The organism is Pseudonocardia sp. EV170527-09 (assembly GCF_008369905.1).
Taxonomy (GTDB): Bacteria; Actinomycetota; Actinomycetes; order Mycobacteriales; family Pseudonocardiaceae; genus Pseudonocardia.
In genome coordinates, this window is record NZ_VRMC01000063.1 from 17,304 (window position 1) to 34,964 (window position 17,661).

The window sequence follows — 17,661 nt, forward strand, 5'->3', positions numbered from 1 at the left end:
GGGACTCAGGCCGTCGCGAAGGCCCCGAGCACGTGGTCCGGCCGGATCCCGTCGAAGTGGGACCGCCAGATCCCGTGGTAGAGGATCTCCTCCTCGCTGCGCAGCGGCCAGGAGTCGGACGGGTGCTCGGGCACCTCGTCGGTCACCCCGGCCGCCGCGGCGGCGGCGGCCTTGCCGGCGGCCAGCTCGGCCAGCACGGTGCCGGCACCGGAGCCGTCGCCGAACTGCTCCTTGCCGCGCCACAGCAGGTCCTCGGGCAGCCAGCCCTCGAACGCCTCGCGCAGGATCGCCTTCTCCGGCCGGCCACCGGGGCGCTGCTTCCACTCCGGCGGCAGCGCCAGCGCGGCGCGGACCAGGCCGGAGTCGAGGAACGGCTCGCGGGCCTCCAGCCCGAAGTACATGGTGGTCCGGTCGCAGCGCTGCAGGTTCAGGTGGTGCAGCTGCTCCAGCGAACGGACCAGCTCGGCCTGCAGGGTGTCGGGGTCGGCGTACTCGGGACCGTGGACGTAGGAGTAGCCGGCGAACAGCTCGTCGGCGCCCTCCCCGGTCAGCACGACCTTGACCTTCTTCGCCGCCTCGCGGGCGAGGATCAGGTTGGGCACGGCGCTGCGGACCAGGGCCGGGTCGTAGTGCTCGATGACCTCGACGGCGTGGTCGAGGGCCTCGGCGATGTCCTCGGGCGTCACCAGGATCTCGTGGTGGTCCGAGCCGATGTGCGCGGCGACCTTGCGGGCCGCGATCAGGTCGCCGGACTCCGCGGTCCCGACGGCGAAGGTGGGCAGCTGCTCGCCACGGGCCCGTGCCTCCTGCGCGGCGATGGCCGCGACCAGCGCCGAGTCGAGGCCACCGGACAGGAACACCCCGACGCCGACGTCGGACATCATCCGGCGGCGCACCGCGGACACCACGGCCTCGCGCACCCGGGACAGGTCGGCGTCGTCCCAGCCGGGGCGGATCGCGCGGCGGGCCGGGCGGACCTCGACCGGCACGGCGTCGGCGAACCGCACCAGCCCCGACGACGGGCTCCACAGGCAGCCGGGCGGGAACGAGCGCACGTACGGGCGGTCCTCGGGGTCGAACGCACGGAGCTCGCTGGCGAACAACACCGTCTCCGACGGGTCCGGCGCGGTGTACGGGACAGCCCCGGCCGCACCGCCGTCGTCACGGAACCCTGCCGGCGGCACCCAGTACAGCGGCTTGACCCCGAACGGGTCCCGGGCGACGAGCCCGGGACCGTCGGTGCGCCCCATGGCGACGGCGAACATGCCGTTGAGCGAGGCGACCGCGGCCTGTCCGTCCCACATCACCGCGTGCAGCGCGGCCTCGGTGTCGGACTTGGTGCGCACCGTGCCGTCCGGGAACGCCTTGGCGATGCGCTCGTGGTTGTAGATCTCGCCGTTGCCGACGATCCAGGCGGTACGCGCGGCGTCGGACATCGGCTGGTGCCCGCCGCTGACGTCCATGATCGACAGGCGCTGGTGGCTCAGCCAGGTGTTCCCGACGACCTGCACGCCGGTGTCGTCGGGCCCGCGGTGCGCCACCCGCGCGAGCATCCGCTCGTACTTCTCGGGGTCGGCGGGCTCACCGCCCGGCCATGCCGTGGGTCCACCGAACGCAGCCACGATCCCGCACATGGGCTCCATCGTCGCACGGCCGGCGAGCCCGCATCCGGCTTCCGTTCCCCCACCGTGTGAGTTCGGACTCTGAAAGGCGTTTCCGGGGCGATCCGAATTGCCCCGGCGGCCGAGGGTTCGTACGGTCGGAGACCGGCCAGGACGGCCGCCGTCCACCGCCGACACCAGGACTCAGGGTCCGGAGGCGGGGACCGACACCGGCCATCGAGCAGGCGCGCGGTGACGCCGCGCCAGGACCGACCGACGAGGGGCGGACTCAGGTGAGCACGGCAGAGCACGACGAGCGGCAGGGCCGGCACAAGGTCGTGATCGTCGGCGGAGGGTTCGGCGGTGTGCAGGCCGCCAAGGCGCTCAAGGGCGCCGATGTCGACGTGACCATCGTCGACCGCACGAACCACCACCTGTTCCAGCCGCTGCTCTACCAGGTGGCGACGGGCATCCTGTCCCCCGGCCTGATCGCCCCGGCGCTGCGCCGGGTGCTGAAGAAGCAGAGCAACGTGCGCACCCTGCTCGCCGAGGTCGGGGACATCGACCTCGATGCCAAGGTCGTGCACGCTGCCGCGCCGGACGGACAGCGGATCGCGCTGCCCTACGACACCCTCGTCGTCGCCGCGGGCGCCACGCACGCCTACTTCGGGCACCCGGAGTGGGCCGAGCACGCCCCCGGCATGAAGTCGATCGAGGACGCCCGGCTGCTGCGCTCGCGCATCCTGGGTGCCTACGAGCTCGCCGAGGTCGCGACCACCGAGGAGGAGAAGCAGGCGTGGATGACCTTCGTGGTCGTCGGCGCCGGCCCCACCGGTGTCGAGCTGGCCGGTCAGCTCGCCGAGCTGGCGCAGTACGTGCTGCCCCGCGAGTACCGGTCGATCGACACCCGCTCCGCGCGGATCATCCTGCTCGACGCGGCGCCGGCGGTGCTCCCGCCGTTCGCGAAGAAGCTGCAGGACTACACCCGCAAGACCTTGGAGAAGAAGGGCATCGAGGTCCGCCTGAACACCATGGCGACCGACATGGACGCCGACTCCATCACGGTCAAGGGCCCGAACGGCGAGGAGCGCATCGTCGCCCGCACCAAGGTGTGGGCCGCCGGTGTGCAGGCGTCCCCGCTGGCCGAGCTGCTCGCGAAGGCCTCCGGCGGCGAGGTCGACCGGGCCGGGCGCCTGGCGGTCGACCCGGACTGCAGCCTGCCGGGCCGCAGCGACGTGTTCGCCATCGGCGACATGGTCTCCACCATCGACCGGCTGCCCGGTGTCGCGCAGGTCGCGATGCAGCAGGGCACCTACGTCGGCAAGCTGATCAAGGCGCGGGCCAAGGGTGACGACACCACCCCGGCCCCGTTCCGGTACTTCGACAAGGGCTCGATGGCCACGATCGGCGCGCGCGAGGCCGTCGCCGACGTGCGCGGCATCAAGCTCACCGGCTGGATCGGGTACTTCATCTGGTGCTACGTGCACGTGATGTTCCTGATCGGCTGGGGCAACCGGTTCGGCACGCTCTACAACTGGCTGCGGTCGCTGCGCTACGCCCGCTACCGCGGGCACCGGCTGATCAGCGTCACCGCCTCCTACGACAAGGCGGTCGACCCCGAGAAGCCGCTGGGCGCCGAGACCGACGAGCGCGCCGAGCTGGACCCGCGGGTCTCGCCCGGCACACCACCGGCTCCCGACGAGCGCCCGGCCGCCACGGCCTGACCGGGCTCACGCAGCACGACCGACGCCCGGGGGCACACGCCCCCGGGCGTCGTCGCGTGCGGGACCGGCTCGCGACGTGGCACCGTGCTCGGGTGACCCCGGCGATGCAGGTCCTGATGCGTGACATCGCGCGGCTCTGGGACACCGCGGCCGGCGCGCTCTACGACGCGGGGGACCCCGGCCCGGCGACGGCCGCGCTGGCCGCCGACGTGCGCTGGACCGAGCTGCCCACCGGCGCCGGGGGCCACGGCCGGGACGCGGTCGCCGCGCACCTGGCCGCCGTCGCCGGTGCCCGGCCGTCCGGGCTGACCCGGACCCGGTTGTCCCGCACCGTCGACGTCCGCCGGGTCGTCGACGAGGTCCGCGTCGGCTTCACCCACGACCGGGAGCTGCCGTGGCTGCTGCCCGGGCTCGCCCCCACCGGGCGCGCGGCGGAGGTGTTGGCGGTGCAGCTGGTGCGGGTCCGGCAGGGCCGGATCGACGAGGTCCGGACCCTCTGGGATCTCGCGGGACTGCGCTCCGTGCTCGACGGGTGAGCCCGTCGTCACCGCTTCCGCGGCTTCATCCCGCTGACCTGCGGCAACAGCCCCACTCGTCGAATGTGCGACGGGCGGTCGCCCGGGTGCGGTGAACAGCGCCGCGGAAGGCCGCGACCAGGCCCGACACGCCCTGAAGAGGGGGTTCCCGCAGGTCGTGGCGATGTCTCTGCCAGTCTGTACCGCGATCGGAGATGGCAGTCCACCCCGGTGAGCGGGGTGCGTGAACCGAGAGGAGTTGTCAGCGATGGCTCTGCCCACCCTGACCCCGGAGCAGCGCGCCGAGGCGCTCAAGAAGGCGGCTGCGGCCCGTACCGCCCGCAAGGAGCTCCGCGACAAGATCGCCAGCGGCGAGGAGACCATCCCCGCTGTGCTGGGTCGCGCGAAGACCGACCAGATCGTCGGCAAGACCAAGGTCGCCGATCTGCTGAAGAGCGTCCCGGGCTGGGGCCCGGCGAAGGTCTCCAAGGTGATGGAGGAGGCCGGCATCGACGTGTCGCGTCGGGCCGCCGGCCTCGGCGACCGTCAGCGCGCCGCGCTGATCGAGAAGGTCGGCTGACCTTCCCCCAGCGCCTCGCGACGGCCCGGCCCGCCCTGTGCGGACCGGGCCGTCGCGCGTTCCGGGCCGGGCTCCGGCGGGGCGTCCGTGCCGGTCTGGCAGCCTGCCCGGTGTGGACAGCCCCGGTGTGGATCGGCCAGGTGTGGAGCGGCCCGGTGTGGATCGGCCCGGCACCGTGCGCACGGTCGAGGCCGAGCCGGGCGTGACCCTCTGGGTACAGGACCTGCCCGCGCACCGGCCGACGCCGGCGGCGCCGGTGCTGCTGGTGAACGGGGCGGGCTCGGCCGGGTACGGCTGGCCGGACGCGCTGGTCGAGGCGCTGCGCGAGCGGCACCGGGTGGTCCGCTACGACCACCGTGACACCGGGCGTTCCACCCACGCGTTCGAGGACCGGCCCTACGCCGTCACCGACCTGGCGACCGACGCGCTCGCGGTGCTCGACGGCTGTGGGATCGACCGGGCGCACCTGGTCGGGATGGGGCTGGGCGGGACGCTGGTCCAGCTGCTGGCGCTCGACGCGCCGTACCGCATGGTCAGCGCGACGCTGCTGTGCTCCGCGGCGCTGCCGTGCTCCGCGGTGCTCGACACCGGCGACGCCGACCTGCCCGGCCCGACCCGCGACGTCCGGCGGATGTGGCAGGAGCTGGGTGACCCGCGCGACGAGGCCGGGGAGCTGGCCTGGCGGGTCGAGTACTGGCGGCGCGTCTCCGGCGGGGTGCTGCCGTTCGACGGCGCCGAGTTCGCCGCACGTGAGCGGCGGATCATGGACCACACCGGGCGGGTCGAGCCGTGCACCGCACATGCCCAGGCCGACCTCGACGGGCTGGACCGCGGCGACGAGCTGGGCTCGGTCACGGTGCCGACACTCGTCGTCGAGGCGCCGGAGGACCCGGTGCACCCACCGCCGCACGCCGACCATCTGGCGGCGCGGATCGGGGCGGCGGCGCAGCTCGTCACCGTCGACGGGATGGGGCACGCGCTGCCGGACCTGCTGTGCGAGCCGATCGCGGCGGTGCTGCTGGAGCACAACGCCGAGGCCGAGGAGGCGGAGGCGGAGGCCGACCCGGCAGCACAGCGGGCGGGGACCGACCCGGCAACACCGCAGGCGCAGGCCGTCCCGGCGGCGCAGCAGGCACAGCAGACGGAGCAGGCGCCACCGGGGGCCGGTCAGCCGACCCAGCGGTAGCGGCGCTCCGGGCGGCCGGTGCCGCCGTAGCGCAGCCGTACGGTGACCTGCCCGGTCGACACGAAGTGCTCCAGGTAGCGGCGGGCGCTGACCCGGGACAGCCGGGTGGCCTCGGCGCACTCGGTCGCCGACAGGTCCGCCTCCGCGTCGGTCCCCGAGTGGTCGCGCAGGGTGCCCGCGACGAGCTCCGCGGTCGGGGTGGTGAGGCCCTTCGGCATCCGTTCCGGGCCGCCGGGGGCGCGGGCGGGGGCGGCACCGGTGCCGCCGAAGATCCGGTCGATGTCGGACTGGTCGCGGACCCGGTCCAGGTCGCGCCGGATCCGCGTCGCGCGGTGCACCTGGGCGGCGAGCGCGGCGGAGTCGAACGGCTTGACCAGGTAGTGCAGCGCCCCGCCGTGCAGCGCAGCGGCGACCGTGCCGGAGTCGTCGGCGGCGGTCACGACCAGCACGAACGGGTCGTCGGCGGCCCCGGTGCGCAGCCGCGTCAGCACCTCCAGACCGGACATGTCGGGGAGGTAGACGTCGAGCAGCACCAGCTCCGGGCGGAGCCGGGCGGCGGCGTCGAGGGCGTCCGCGCCGTTGTGCGCGACGCCGACCACGGTGCAGCCCTCGATCCGCTCCACGTAGCCGGAGTGGACCTTCGCGACCATGAAGTCGTCGTCGACGACCAGGACCCTCACACCCGCACCCCCGTCGGCGCCACCGGCAGCACCGCCTCGAAGACCGCACCGGCCCTGCCGGCCGGCGCAGGCCGCACCGCGATGGTGCCACCCCGGCGCAGGCACGCCTGCCGGGCCAGGGCCAGACCGAGCCCGCGGCCGCCGATCTCGGCGGCCTTGGTGGAGTAGCCGGCCCGGAACACCTCCTCGGCGAGCTCCGAGGCGATCCCGGGTCCGGAGTCGCGGACCTCGATCCAGACCTCGTCGCCGTCGGTGTCGCCGCCGCCGGCGAGCCCGATCTCGATCCGGCGCGGGCCCTCGCGCCCGGCGGTCGCGTCGATCGCGTTGTCGATCAGGTTGCCGAGCACGGTCACGAGGTCGGCGGACAGGTCCGGGTCGTGGTCGGGGTCGGTCGGGTCGAGCCGGGACTCCGGGTCCAGCGCCAGCTCGACGCCGCGCTCGGCGGCCTGGCTGTTCTTCGCGACGAGCAGCGCGGCCGTCGCCGGGTCGCCGACGCTGGCGGTGACCTCGCGCCGCCACCCCTCCGAGGCGGCGACGATCCCGGCGACGAACCGGCGCACCTCGTCGTGCTCGCCGAGCTCGGTGAGCCCGGCGATGGTGTGCAGCCGGTTGGAGAACTCGTGGGCCTGCGCACGCAGGGTGTCGGTGACGGTGTGCGAGGCGTCGAGGCGGTGCTGCAGGGTGGTGAGCTCGGTGCGGTCCCGCAGGGTCACCACGGCGCCCACGATCCTGCCGTAGCGTCCCTCGATCCGGACCGGGCGGCGGTTGAGGACCAGGGCCCGGGTGTCGAGCAGCACGAGCTGGTCCTCGCCGTCGGCGGCGCCGGTGAGGACCTCGCGGAGCCGGTCGTCCAGCCCCAGGTCGGCGACGGCGTCGCCCTCCCGGGCACCGGGCAGCTCCAGCAGCTCGCGGGCGACCGGGTTGAGCAGGGTGATCCGGTTCGCGGTGTCCAGCCCGACCACGCCCTCCTTGATCCCGAGCAGCATCGCCTCCCGGCGCTGCACCAGCTCGACGATCTCGTCCGGCTCCAGGCCGAGGGTCTGGCGGCGGACGCGGCGGGCGAGCAGCAGCGACCCGAGGACGCCGACGCCCAGGGCCAGTCCGAGCAGCGCGCCGGTCTCGGCGCGGGCCCCGGCGAGGGACTCCCAGAGCGACGGCGCGCGGATCCCCGCCGACACCAGCCCGGCGACGGCGCCCCGGTCGTCGATCACCGGCACCTGGGCGACGACGGTGCGCCCGTCGGAGTTGCCGACCCAGGCCCGGCCCCGCGGGGCGGTGCTGGCGCCGGGATCGAAACGCTGCCGGACCCGGGACGGGTCGGGTGAGGTGCGCACGACCAGCCCGGCGTCGACGATCTCGATCTCGTCGGCCCCGGACAGGTTCTCCGCGCTGCGGGCGAACGACGGCAGCAGGTCGTAGCGGCGGGTCTGCAACGCCTCGCGGACGGTCGGCACGGACGCGACGTCCTCGGCGACCGACAGCATCCGGCGCCCCTCGGTCTCGCGGAACGACTCCGACGACTGCACCGCGGCCAGCGCCGCGACCGCGCCGAGCAGCACGACCACGACCACCAGCTGCCAGACGAGGAACTGGCGGGCCAGTGGCCCTCCGGTCCCCCCGGCGCTCCGTCGCATGCGCCCAGCGTAGGGCGCGTGCCCCCGGCAGCGGCCGCGCGACCGGTGGGACCGCGATCCGTGGGACCGAGCCCGTGGACGACGACGCGTCGCGCGGCTCACCCTCGGTGGACCGGCCCGGCCGCGGGCGCGCAGACTCCCACGGCAGCGGCGCTGCAACGGCACGGCGGCGGCACCGAAGCGACACGGCAGCGACACGGCGACGGGTGGGCGGGCATGGTGGGGACGGTGGGGCGGCCCGGCGGGCTGCCGCCCGCCCGCCGCGCCCGCCGGGGCCCGGTCGCCGCGCTGGTCGCGGTGCTCGTGCTGGCCCTCGCCGCGGTCGTCGTCCCGATCGTGCTGACCGGCGGGCCCCCGCCGCTGTCCGACCTGCGCATCCTCGTGCCCAACCCGCCGGGCGGCGGCTACGACGTCACCGCCCGCAGCGCGGCGAAGGTGTTGTCCGACAACGGGATCACCGGTCCGGTCGAGGTGTTCAACCTGTCCGGTGCCGGCGGGATCGCCGGGCTCGGCCGGGTCGAGGGCGAGGCCGGCAACGGCAGGCTGCTGATGAGCATGGGGCTCGGGGTGGTCGGGGCGACAGCCTCGCGCGACACTCCGCTCTCGCTCGCCGACACCACGCCGATCGCGCGGCTGACCGAGGAGTCGGAGATCGTCGTCGTGCCCGCGGACTCGCCCTACCGGGACGTCCGCGCCCTGCTCGACGCCTGGCACGCCGCTCCCGGCGGGCTCACCGTCGGCGGCGGCTCGACCGTCGGGGGGCCCGACCACCTCGCGACGATGCTGCTGGCCGAGGGCGCCGGCATCGCGCCCGCCCGGGTCCACTACGCGTCCTACGAGGGCGGCGGTCCGCTGCTCGCGGCGGTGCTGCGCGGCGAGGTGGCCTTCGCGGTGTCCGGGGTGGGCGAGTTCGCCGACCAGATCGGGACCGGTGACCTGCGGGTGCTCGCGGTGACCGCGGGCGAACGCGTGCCCGGCCTCGACGTGCCGACACTGCGCGAGTCCGGGGTGGACGTCGAGTTCAGCAACTGGCGCGGGCTGGTCGCGCCTCCCGGGCTGTCCGACGCCGACCGCGCCGCGCTGGCCGACGCCGTCGCCGCGATGCGTGCCACCCCCGAGTGGCGGCAGGTGCTGGCCGCGAACGGATGGCACGACGCCTGGCTCCCGGGCGCGGACTTCGCCCGGTTCACCGCCGCCGAGAACGAGCGGGTGGAGCACGTCCTGGGCGAGCTGGGCCTGCGGTCGCGCTGACCGCTCGGGCCGCGCGCGGCGCCGTGTCCGCGATGACCGAAACGACCACAAGGACCGTTGTGGTCGTTACGGAGACACCGGTCGGGTGACCCCGCACACTTCAGCGCGTTCGCTTCGCAACGGTGAGATCGGACGCACATGCCCCAGTCGACGGCCCCTCCGCAGTCGCAGGAACCGCCTTCGCACCACCGGCCCACGCCGGACGACCCCGCGCCGCCCGTGCCGCGGCCCCGGGTCGGACCTCTCGTCGGCACGGTCCTGGCAGTCCTGGCCGCCCTGCTGCTCGTCCCGCCCGCGGTCGGTGCGATCGGCGGCGGTGGCGACGGCACCCAGCTCCGCGGACTGCGGATGCTCGTCCCCAACGCCCCCGGCGGCGGCTACGACGTCACCGCCCGCAGCGCGGCCAAGGCCATGGAGGACGCCGGGCTGACCGGGGCGGTCGAGGTCTTCAACCTGCCCGGTGCGGGCGGCACGGTCGGACTCGGCCGGACCGTCAACGAGGCCGGCGACGACCGGCTCGTGATGAGCATGGGCCTGGGTGTGGTCGGCAGCGTGTACTCCAACGACTCGCCGGCCACGCTGGAGCAGACCACGCCGATCGCGCGGCTGACCGAGGAGACCGAGATCGTCGTCGTCCCCGGTGACTCGCCGTTGCGGAACGTGGGCGACCTGCTGGCCGCCTGGCGGGCGGCGCCCGGGAAGACCCCGGTGGGCGGGGGTTCCTCCCCCGGCGGCCCGGACCACCTGGCCCCGATGCTGATGGCCGAGGGAGCCGGGGTGGACCCGCGCGCGGTCAACTACATCTCCTACGACGGCGGCGGCGAGCTGCTCGCCGCGGTCCTCGGCGGCAAGGTCGCGTTCGGGGTGTCCGGGCTCGGCGAGTTCGCCGACCAGATCGCCTCGGGCGACCTGCGGGTGCTCGCGGTGACCGCGGGCGAACGCGTGCCCGGCCTCGACGCGCCGACACTGCGCGAGTCCGGCATCGACGTCGAGTTCACCAACTGGCGCGGCGTCGTGGCGCCGCCGGGGCTGGACCCCGAGGGCGTCGCGGAGCTGGAACGCGCCTACGCCGAGCTGCACACGACGCCGGAGTGGCGCGAGGTGCTGGCACGCAACGGCTGGCAGGACGCCTACCTGCCGGGGCCCGAGTTCGGCCGATTCCTGGCCGACGAGGACGCCCGCGTCGAGCGGGTGCTGACCGGGTTGGGGCTGACGTGACGACCATCGGGGACACCGGGAACACCGGGACCGCCCGCTCCTGGTGGTCCGAGCACTCCGAGCTGGGTGTGTCGGTGCTGCTGGCCCTCACCGGCCTGCTGGTGCTCGGCGACACCCTCGCCGAGGGCGGCGGCGGCACCGCGTCCGACCCGCTCGGGCCGCGCACCGTCGCGTTCGTGCTCGGCGCGGCGCTGCTGGTCCTGGCCGCGCTGCTGACCGTCGACGTCCTGCGCGGCGGCCGCGGCGAGGCCGAGGGCGGCGAGGACGTCGACCTCGACACCGCCATGGACCTGCGCACGGTCGGGATGCTGGCCGGGGTGATCGTGGCGACGGCGGCGCTCATCCCGCTCGCCGGGTGGCCGATCGCCGGGACCGTCCTGTTCGCGGGCGCCACCTACGCGCTCGGCTCGCGCGCGGTGCTCCGCGACCTCGGCATCGCCGCCGGGGTCTCCCTGCTGACCTGGGTGCTGTTCGACGCCGTGCTCGGCGTCGACCTGCCCGGCGGCCCGCTGATGGGGGTTCTGGGATGACCGAGGTGCAGTGCTGATGGGCACGTTCGACCTGCTCATGAACGGGTTCGCGCACGCGCTGACCCCGCAGAACCTGTTGTTCGCCGCGTTCGGGGTGCTGCTCGGCACCGCGATCGGCGTGCTGCCGGGCATCGGCCCGGCGATGGCGGTGGCGTTGCTGCTGCCGGTGACCTACGCCTTCGACCCGACCGGTGCGTTCATCATGTTCGCCGGCATCTACTTCGGGGCCATGTTCGGCGGGTCGACGACGTCGATCCTGCTCAACACCCCCGGCGAGTCCGCGTCGGTGATGGCGGCCATCGAGGGCAACCCGATGGCGAAGTCCGGGCGCGGCGCCCAGGCGCTCGCCACCGCCGCGATCGGGCACTTCATCGGCGGCATCGTCGGCGTGACCGGGCTGGTCCTGGTCGCCCCGCTGATCGCCTCGGTGGCCGTCGACATCGGCGCCCCGGACTACTTCGCGATCATGGTGCTGGCCTTCGTCGCCGTGAGCGACGTGCTGGGCGCCTCGCGGGTCCGCGGGTTCGCCGCGCTCGCGCTCGGCCTCACGATCGGCCTGGTCGGGCTCGACCCGATCTCCGGGCAGCCGCGGCTCACCTTCGGGGTGCCGCAGCTGGCCGACGGCATCGACGTCATCATCGTCGCGGTCGGGTTGTTCGCGATCGGCGAGGCGCTGTGGGTGGCCGCCCACCTGCGTCGACGCCCGCAGGAGGTCATCCCGGTCGGCCGTCCGTGGCTGGGCCGCGAGGACCTGCGGCGCACCTGGAAGCCGTGGCTGCGCGGACCGTTCATCGGGTTCGGCTTCGGCTCGATCCCGGCCGGCGGCGCCGAGATGTCGACGTTCATGGCGTACGTGACGGAGCGGAAGCTGTCGAAGCACCCGGAGCAGTTCGGGAAGGGTGCCATCGAGGGCGTCGCCGGGCCGGAGTCGGCGGCCAGCGCGTCGTCGGCGGGGACGCTGGCGACGATGCTGACCCTCGGCCTGCCGACGACGGCGATCGCCGCCGTCATGCTCGCCGCGTTCCAGCAGTTCGGCATCCAGCCCGGCCCGCTGCTGTTCCAGAAGGAGCCGGACCTGGTCTGGACGCTCATCGCGAGCCTGTTCATCGGCCTGGTCATGCTGCTGGTGCTGAACCTGCCGCTCGCCCCGGCCTGGGCGAAGCTGCTGCGGATCCCGCGGCCGTACCTGTACGCGGGGATCCTGTTCTTCGCCTGCGTCGGCGCCTACGCGGTGTCCGGCCAGCCGGTCGATCTGCTGGTGCTGCTCGCGATCGGCGGGATCGGGTTCCTGATGCGCCGGTTCGGGCTGCCGGTGCTGCCGGCGATCATCGGGGTCATCCTCGGCCCGGATACGGAGCTGCAGCTGCGTCGCGCCCTGCAGATCGCCGACGGCGACGTCACGACGCTGGTCTCCACCCCGCTGGCGGTCGTGGTGTACTCGCTGATCGCGATCCTGCTGGTCGCCCCGGTCGTGCTCCGCGCGGTCCGCGCCCAGCGCGGCGACCGGGAGTCCGAGACGGTCTGACCCGGACGGCGACCCCGACGACGCCCCGCGGCCGCACCGGCCGCGGGGCGTCGTCGGCACGACAGCGCTGCCCACGGTGCGCGCGGTGATCCGTTCGCCGCGTGCGTCCGGACGCACGCGCGCGACGGATCACCGCGCGCACAGCGGATCACCTCACGGCTGGCGACGGCCACTCCGGCGGAAACGGACGAACGGGACGCAGGAACGGCGCCGACCGTGTCGTGGCGCAATCCTGGGCCGGTGGCGATCACCAAGACCCCGCGGCGGGTCCGCGACCGGGTGGGCTCCTGGCTCCTGCAGGACGCGCACCGGCCCGAACGGCACGGGCCGCACACCCGGCCCGAGCCGGAGCACCCGCGCCATCCCTGGTGGAAGGTCATGTGCCTGACCGGCGTCGACTACTTCTCGACGCTGGGCTACCAGCCGGGGATCGCGGCGCTCGCCGCCGGCGTGCTCTCCCCCGTCGCCACCCTGGTCCTGGTCGCGGTGACGCTGCTCGGCGCGCTGCCGGTCTACCGCCGCGTCGCCCGGGAGAGCCCGCACGGCGAGGGCTCCATCGCGATGCTGGAGCGGCTGCTGCCCGGGTGGCGCGGCAAGGTGTTCGTCCTGGTCCTGCTCGGGTTCGCGGCCACCGACTTCCTCATCACGATGACGCTGTCCGCGGCCGACGCCACCGCGCACCTGGTGCAGAACCCGCTGGCGCCCACCGCGCTGCAGGGGCAGAACGTGCTGATCACGCTGCTGCTGCTCGCGCTGCTCGGCGGGGTGTTCCTCGCCGGGTTCTCCGAGGCCATCCGGATCGCGGTCGCACTGGTCGCGGTCTACCTGGTGCTCAACGCCGTCGTCGTGGCCGACGGGCTGGTCCGGATCGTCGCGGCGCCGCACGTCGTCGCGGACTGGTCGGCGCTGCTCGTGTCCCGCTATCCGGACCCGCTGCTGATGGTGGGGATCGCGCTGATCGTGTTCCCCAAGCTCGCGCTGGGCCTGTCCGGGTTCGAGACCGGGGTGTCGGTGATGCCGCTGGTCCGCGGCCGCGACGGTGACACCGAGGACCGCCCGGAGGGCCGGATCGCGGGCACCCGGCGGCTGCTCACCGTCGCCGCGCTGATCATGAGCACCTTCCTGGTGACCTCCAGCGTCGTGACCGTGCTGCTGATCCCCGAGTCGGAGTTCGCCCCCGGCGGGCAGGCGAACGGCCGGGCGCTGGCGTTCCTGGCCCACCGCGACCTGGGGAACGTCGTCGGGACCGTCTACGACCTGTCCACGATCGCGATCCTGTGGTTCGCCGGGGCCTCGGCCATGGCGGGCCTGCTCAACCTGGTGCCCCGGTTCCTGCCCCGGTACGGCATGGCGCCGTCCTGGGCCAGGGCCGCGCGGCCGCTGGTCCTGGTGGTGCTGGTCGTCGCGTTCGGGGTGACCGTGCTGTTCGACGCCGACGTCGACGCCCAGGGCGGGGCCTACGCCACGGGCGTGCTGGTGCTGATGACCTCCGCGGCGGTCGCCGTCGCCTTGTCGGTGCGGCGCACCGGGAGCCGCCCGGCCGTCGTCGCGTTCGTGCTGATCGCGCTCGTGTTCGTCTACACGACGGTGGCGAACGTCGTCGAACGGCCGGAGGGGGTGAAGATCGCCGCCTGCTTCATCGCGGGGATCCTGGTGGTGTCGCTGCTGTCGCGCACCCTGCGCGCGTTCGAGCTGCGGGTCACCGACGTCACCCTCGACGACACCGCCCGCGGGTTCCTCGACGAGTGCTCCGGCTCCGGCCGGCCGCTGCGCCTGGTCGCGCACGAGCCCCGCCCCGGCGAGCGGGACAGCGTCGCCCGCGACGAGGAGTACCGGGAGAAGCTCGCCGAGGAGACCGAGGACCACCACATCCCCGACCCCGACCGGGTGGTGCTGGTCGAGGTCACCGTCACCGACCCGTCGGAGTTCGAGTCGGGCATCACCGTGCGCGGCGAGCGGCGCGGCCCCTACCGGGTGCTGACGACGTCGGCGCCCTCGGTCCCGAACGCGATCGCCGCGCTGCTGCTGCACCTGCGCGACGTCACCGGCACCGCCCCGCACGCCTACTTCGACTGGACCGAGAGCAACCCGGTGCGCCACTTCGGCCGGTACCTGTTCACCGGCGTCGGCGAGGTCGCGCCGATCACCCGGGAGATCCTGCGGAAGGCCGAGCCCGACGTGGCCCGGCGCCCCGTGGTGCACGTCGGTTAGGGCGGCCCGTGGTGGCCGACGTGGGTCTCGCGGACGACGTTCCCGCAGATCTCGACGAGGGCCCCGCGGTGATCTCCCCGGCATCCGGTTGACACCCACCGGCTCTGCGGGTTCGGTGGGACCGTGACCGGCTTCCTGCTGACCCGACGCCGTCACGTCGACAACCTCGTCGTCGTGAGCCAGGCCTGTCGCTGATCGCGTCACCGCAGGTCCGTTTCCTCCCTCTTTCCTCTCTTTCCGGCGCCGTCGTGCGCCCGTCTGCCGTGCCCGGCACACCCCCGAGGAGTCTCCCGTGTCCGATGCTCTCGACACCACGCCCAACACCCGGATCCAGGAGCCGCTGAAGTTCGCGTACTGGGTCCCGAACGTCTCCGGTGGGCTGGTCACCAGCACCATCGAACAGCGCACCGACTGGGGCTTCGAGTACAACAAGAAGCTGGCGCAGACCGCCGAGAACAACGGCTTCGAGTACGCGCTGTCCCAGATCCGCTACATGGCCAGCTACGGCGCCGACCACCAGCACGAGGCCACCGCGTTCTCCCTCGCGCTGGGGCTGGCCACCGAACGGCTCACGGTGATCGCCGCCGTCCACCCCGGCCTGTGGGAGCCCTCGGTGCTGGCCAAGTGGGTCGCCACCGCCGACCACCTGACGAACGGCCGGCTCGCGGTCAACGTCGTCTCCGGCTGGCTGAAGGCCGAGTTCACCGCGATGGGCCAGCCGTGGCTCGAGCACGACGAGCGCTACCGCCGCAGCAACGAGTTCATCCGGGTGCTGCGCGAGATCTGGACCTCCGACGGCGGCGCCGAGTTCGCCGGCGACTTCTACCGGATCCGCGACTTCGACCTCAAGCCGCGCCCGCTCGACGTCCCGGGCCGTCCGCACCCGGAGATCTTCCAGGGCGGCAACTCCACCGCGGCCCGCTACAACGGCGGCACCGTGTCGGACTGGTACTTCTCCAACGGCAAGGACTACGACGGCTTCTCCGAGCAGGTCGAGGAGGTCCTCGGCCACGCGAAGACCGCCGAGCGCCTGCAGCCGGTCCGGTTCGGCCTCAACGGCTTCATGATCGCCCGCGACGACGAGAAGGAGGCCAGGGACACCCTGCGCGAGATCATCGAGAAGGCCAACCGGCCGGCCGTCGAGGGTTTCCGCGACGCCGTCCAGCAGGCCGGCAACTCCACCGGCGACAAGCGCGGCATGTGGGCCGACTCCTCCTTCGAGGACCTCGTCCAGTACAACGACGGTTTCCGGACCCAGCTCATCGGCACCCCGGAGCAGATCGCCGACCGCGCGATCGAGTACAAGCGGCGCGGCGCGAACCTGCTGCTGCTCGGCTTCCTGCACTTCCAGGAGGAGGTCGAGTACTTCGGCGCGAAGGTGCTCCCGATCATCCGGGAGAAGGAGGCCGAGCTCGCCGCCCGCGAGCCGCAGCTGACCGCCGTCTGACCGGCGGCGTCCGACCGACAACCTGCCCGCACGGGCCCGGCGACCGTCGTCGCCGGGCCCGTCCGCGTCCCCGGGGACCGTCCTGACCGGACATCCCGCGCCGCGTCCCATTTCCGGGAACGTCTCGTTGACTTCCGCGGTGACCTACCCGAACACTGGGACCGTGCTGTTCACCGAGCTCACCCGTCGACGCCACGTCGACCTCTCGCGTGTGACCTCCTCGCTCTGTCGCTGACCGGCATCCCCGTCGCACCTCTCCGCGTGTGACGGCCGGCGGGCGTCCGTCCCGCCGGTGATCGCCCGGCACCGTTCCCGCAGCCGGGTCCCCTCCCCCGCGCACCGTCGTGGCGCGCCCGCACCCGGGCGCCCTGTGGCGTGCCGTCGAGGAGCCCGGCTCCCTGCACGACGAGGAGTCACCCATGACCACCACCGAGATCCGTCCCGAGACCGTGACCGAGTCCTGGGACCCCGTACCCACCGACGCCGCGGGCTGGATCGCCCGCGCCGGCGAGGTCCGCGCCGTCCTGGCCCGCGACGCCGCCGCCCGCGAGCGCGCCGGCGCCACCCCGCACGCCGAGGTCGCCCTGCTGAAGGCCTCCGGCCTGGTCACCCTGCTCGGCCCGGTCGAGCACGGGGGCGGGGGCCAGGACTGGACCGTCGCCTACCGGGTGATCCGCGAGGTCGCGGCCGGCGACGGCTCGATCGGGCAGCTGCTCGGCTACCACCTGCTGTGGTTCTGGGCCGCGCGCCTGGTCGGCACGCCCGAGCAGATCGCGGCGGTCGAGGAACAGGCGACCCGCGAACGCTGGTTCTTCGGCGGCGCGGTCAACCCCCGCGACGACGACCTGACCATCCGCGACGAGGGCGAAGAGCTCGTCTACGACGGGCGCAAGAGCTTCTCCACCGGCAGCCGGGTCTCCGACGTGACCGTGCTGGAGGGCGTCATCGAGAACACCGACACCCACGTGTTCGCCATCGTGCCGAGCGCCCAGGAGGGCATCGTCTACGGCGACGACTGGGACAACATCGGCCTGCGCCTGTCGGAGTCGGGAAGCGTCACGGTCTCGGGCGTGCGGGTGCCGTGGGCGTCGGCCGCCGGGTTCACCGACAAGGTGTTCGCCCCGCGCGTCTACAACACCTTCAACGTGCCGGTGATCCAGCTGGTGTTCGTCGCGTTCTACCTGGGGATCGCGCGCGGAGCCCTGGAGGCGGGCGCGGAGTACACCCGCACACGGACCCGGCCGTGGCTCTACGGCGGCCACGAGCGGGCTGTCGACGACGGCCTGAGACTGACCCCCTGACGTCGGATTGGGATTGACCCCTTCTGGGCGACGCTGAGGGGGTGTTGTCGGTGGAGGACTGGTCCGAGATCCGTCGTCTGCATCGGGCGGAGGGTGTCCCGATCAAGGAGATCTCCCGCCGGCTGGGAGTCGCGCGGAACACGGTGCGTTCGGCGCTGCGGGCGCCGGGCCCACCGCGGCGGGAACGGGGCCCGCGGGGTTCGCTGGCTGATGCGGTCGAGCCGCAGGTGCGGGCTCTGTTGGCGCAGTTCCCGCGGA

The 17,661-nt window shown here is 73.9% G+C and carries 15 protein-coding genes and 1 pseudogene; 13 read left to right on the forward strand and 3 right to left on the reverse strand.

The window, feature by feature from the left end; all coding sequences use genetic code 11:
• Positions 1–5: 5 nt before the first annotated feature.
• The gene (asnB, locus tag FVA95_RS19015) at positions 6–1,634 is read right to left on the reverse strand and encodes an asparagine synthase (glutamine-hydrolyzing) (protein ID WP_149665393.1); all 1,629 of its coding nucleotides are present in this window, start codon (positions 1,632–1,634) and stop codon (positions 6–8) included.
• Between the two features lie 260 nt (positions 1,635–1,894).
• Between asnB and FVA95_RS19020 the strand changes: the two genes are divergently transcribed.
• The 4 genes from FVA95_RS19020 to FVA95_RS19035 all read left to right on the forward strand — a co-directional run bounded on the left by FVA95_RS19020 (position 1,895) and on the right by FVA95_RS19035 (position 5,606).
• The gene (locus FVA95_RS19020; RefSeq protein WP_149665394.1) at positions 1,895–3,325 is read left to right on the forward strand and encodes an NAD(P)/FAD-dependent oxidoreductase; all 1,431 of its coding nucleotides are present in this window, start codon (positions 1,895–1,897) and stop codon (positions 3,323–3,325) included.
• Between the two features lie 92 nt (positions 3,326–3,417).
• Entirely contained in the window at positions 3,418–3,861 is a 444-nt protein-coding gene (locus FVA95_RS19025) for a nuclear transport factor 2 family protein (RefSeq protein ID WP_149665395.1), read from the forward strand.
• Positions 3,862–4,108: 247 nt separating this feature from the next.
• Positions 4,109–4,420: an integration host factor, actinobacterial type gene (gene mihF, locus FVA95_RS19030; RefSeq protein ID WP_020621796.1), complete on the forward strand. Its 312-nt coding sequence runs from the start codon at positions 4,109–4,111 to the stop codon at positions 4,418–4,420.
• A 175-nt stretch (positions 4,421–4,595) separates the two neighbouring features.
• Positions 4,596–5,606: an alpha/beta fold hydrolase gene (locus tag FVA95_RS19035; RefSeq protein ID WP_149665396.1), complete on the forward strand. Its 1,011-nt coding sequence runs from the start codon at positions 4,596–4,598 to the stop codon at positions 5,604–5,606.
• On the opposite strand, the gene FVA95_RS19040 is transcribed toward FVA95_RS19035, so the two are convergent.
• Entirely contained in the window at positions 5,588–6,286 is a 699-nt protein-coding gene (locus FVA95_RS19040; protein WP_149665397.1) for a response regulator, read from the reverse strand. The two genes, FVA95_RS19035 and FVA95_RS19040, sit on opposite strands and share 19 nt — an antisense overlap.
• A complete protein-coding gene (locus FVA95_RS19045; RefSeq protein ID WP_149665398.1) occupies positions 6,283–7,920 on the reverse strand; it encodes a sensor histidine kinase in 1,638 nt (545 codons plus the stop codon). The genes FVA95_RS19040 and FVA95_RS19045 overlap by 4 nt, the downstream gene beginning before the upstream one ends.
• A 216-nt stretch (positions 7,921–8,136) precedes the next feature.
• Between FVA95_RS19045 and FVA95_RS19050 the strand changes: the two genes are divergently transcribed.
• The 9 genes and pseudogenes from FVA95_RS19050 to FVA95_RS19085 form a co-directional block, all read left to right on the forward strand.
• Positions 8,137–9,171, forward strand: coding sequence for a tripartite tricarboxylate transporter substrate binding protein (locus FVA95_RS19050; protein WP_149665399.1), 1,035 nt, complete (start codon positions 8,137–8,139; stop codon positions 9,169–9,171).
• Between the two features lie 219 nt (positions 9,172–9,390).
• Positions 9,391–10,389 carry a tripartite tricarboxylate transporter substrate binding protein gene (locus tag FVA95_RS19055; protein ID WP_240051595.1) on the forward strand — a complete coding sequence of 333 codons (999 nt, stop codon included), beginning with the start codon at positions 9,391–9,393 and terminating at the stop codon, positions 10,387–10,389.
• Positions 10,386–10,919, forward strand: coding sequence for a tripartite tricarboxylate transporter TctB family protein (locus FVA95_RS19060; protein WP_149665401.1), 534 nt, complete (start codon positions 10,386–10,388; stop codon positions 10,917–10,919). Before FVA95_RS19055 ends, FVA95_RS19060 begins: the two co-directional genes overlap by 4 nt.
• A 16-nt stretch (positions 10,920–10,935) precedes the next feature.
• Complete coding sequence (locus tag FVA95_RS19065; RefSeq protein ID WP_149665402.1) at positions 10,936–12,444, forward strand: tripartite tricarboxylate transporter permease; 1,509 nt, start codon at positions 10,936–10,938, stop codon at positions 12,442–12,444.
• Positions 12,445–12,684: 240 nt separating this feature from the next.
• A complete protein-coding gene (locus tag FVA95_RS19070; RefSeq protein WP_240051596.1) occupies positions 12,685–14,655 on the forward strand; it encodes an amino acid transporter in 1,971 nt (656 codons plus the stop codon).
• 328 nt (positions 14,656–14,983) lie between these two features.
• Positions 14,984–16,102 carry a dimethylsulfone monooxygenase SfnG gene (sfnG, locus tag FVA95_RS19075; protein ID WP_043276063.1) on the forward strand — a complete coding sequence of 373 codons (1,119 nt, stop codon included), beginning with the start codon at positions 14,984–14,986 and terminating at the stop codon, positions 16,100–16,102.
• Positions 16,103–16,265: 163 nt separating this feature from the next.
• Entirely contained in the window at positions 16,266–16,337 is a 72-nt protein-coding gene (locus FVA95_RS33960) for a putative leader peptide (protein WP_350590274.1), read from the forward strand.
• A 184-nt stretch (positions 16,338–16,521) separates the two neighbouring features.
• Positions 16,522–17,370, forward strand: a pseudogene (locus tag FVA95_RS19080) (acyl-CoA dehydrogenase family protein); the annotation flags it as partial.
• A 74-nt stretch (positions 17,371–17,444) separates the two neighbouring features.
• On the forward strand, positions 17,445–17,661 hold a 217-nt coding region (locus FVA95_RS19085), incomplete at its 3' end, for a sigma factor-like helix-turn-helix DNA-binding protein (RefSeq protein ID WP_193564260.1).

What these genes read in the sequence shown, in the direction of transcription:
- asnB (WP_149665393.1), bottom strand. Translation starts at nt 1,634, where the DNA reads ATGTGCGGGATCGTGGCTGCGTTCGGTGGACCCACGGCATGGCCGGGC.
- mihF (WP_020621796.1), top strand. Translation starts at nt 4,109, where the DNA reads ATGGCTCTGCCCACCCTGACCCCGGAGCAGCGCGCCGAGGCGCTCAAG.
- FVA95_RS19045 (WP_149665398.1), bottom strand. Translation starts at nt 7,920, where the DNA reads ATGCGACGGAGCGCCGGGGGGACCGGAGGGCCACTGGCCCGCCAGTTC.
- FVA95_RS19050 (WP_149665399.1), top strand. Translation starts at nt 8,137, where the DNA reads ATGGTGGGGACGGTGGGGCGGCCCGGCGGGCTGCCGCCCGCCCGCCGC.
- FVA95_RS19065 (WP_149665402.1), top strand. Translation starts at nt 10,936, where the DNA reads ATGGGCACGTTCGACCTGCTCATGAACGGGTTCGCGCACGCGCTGACC.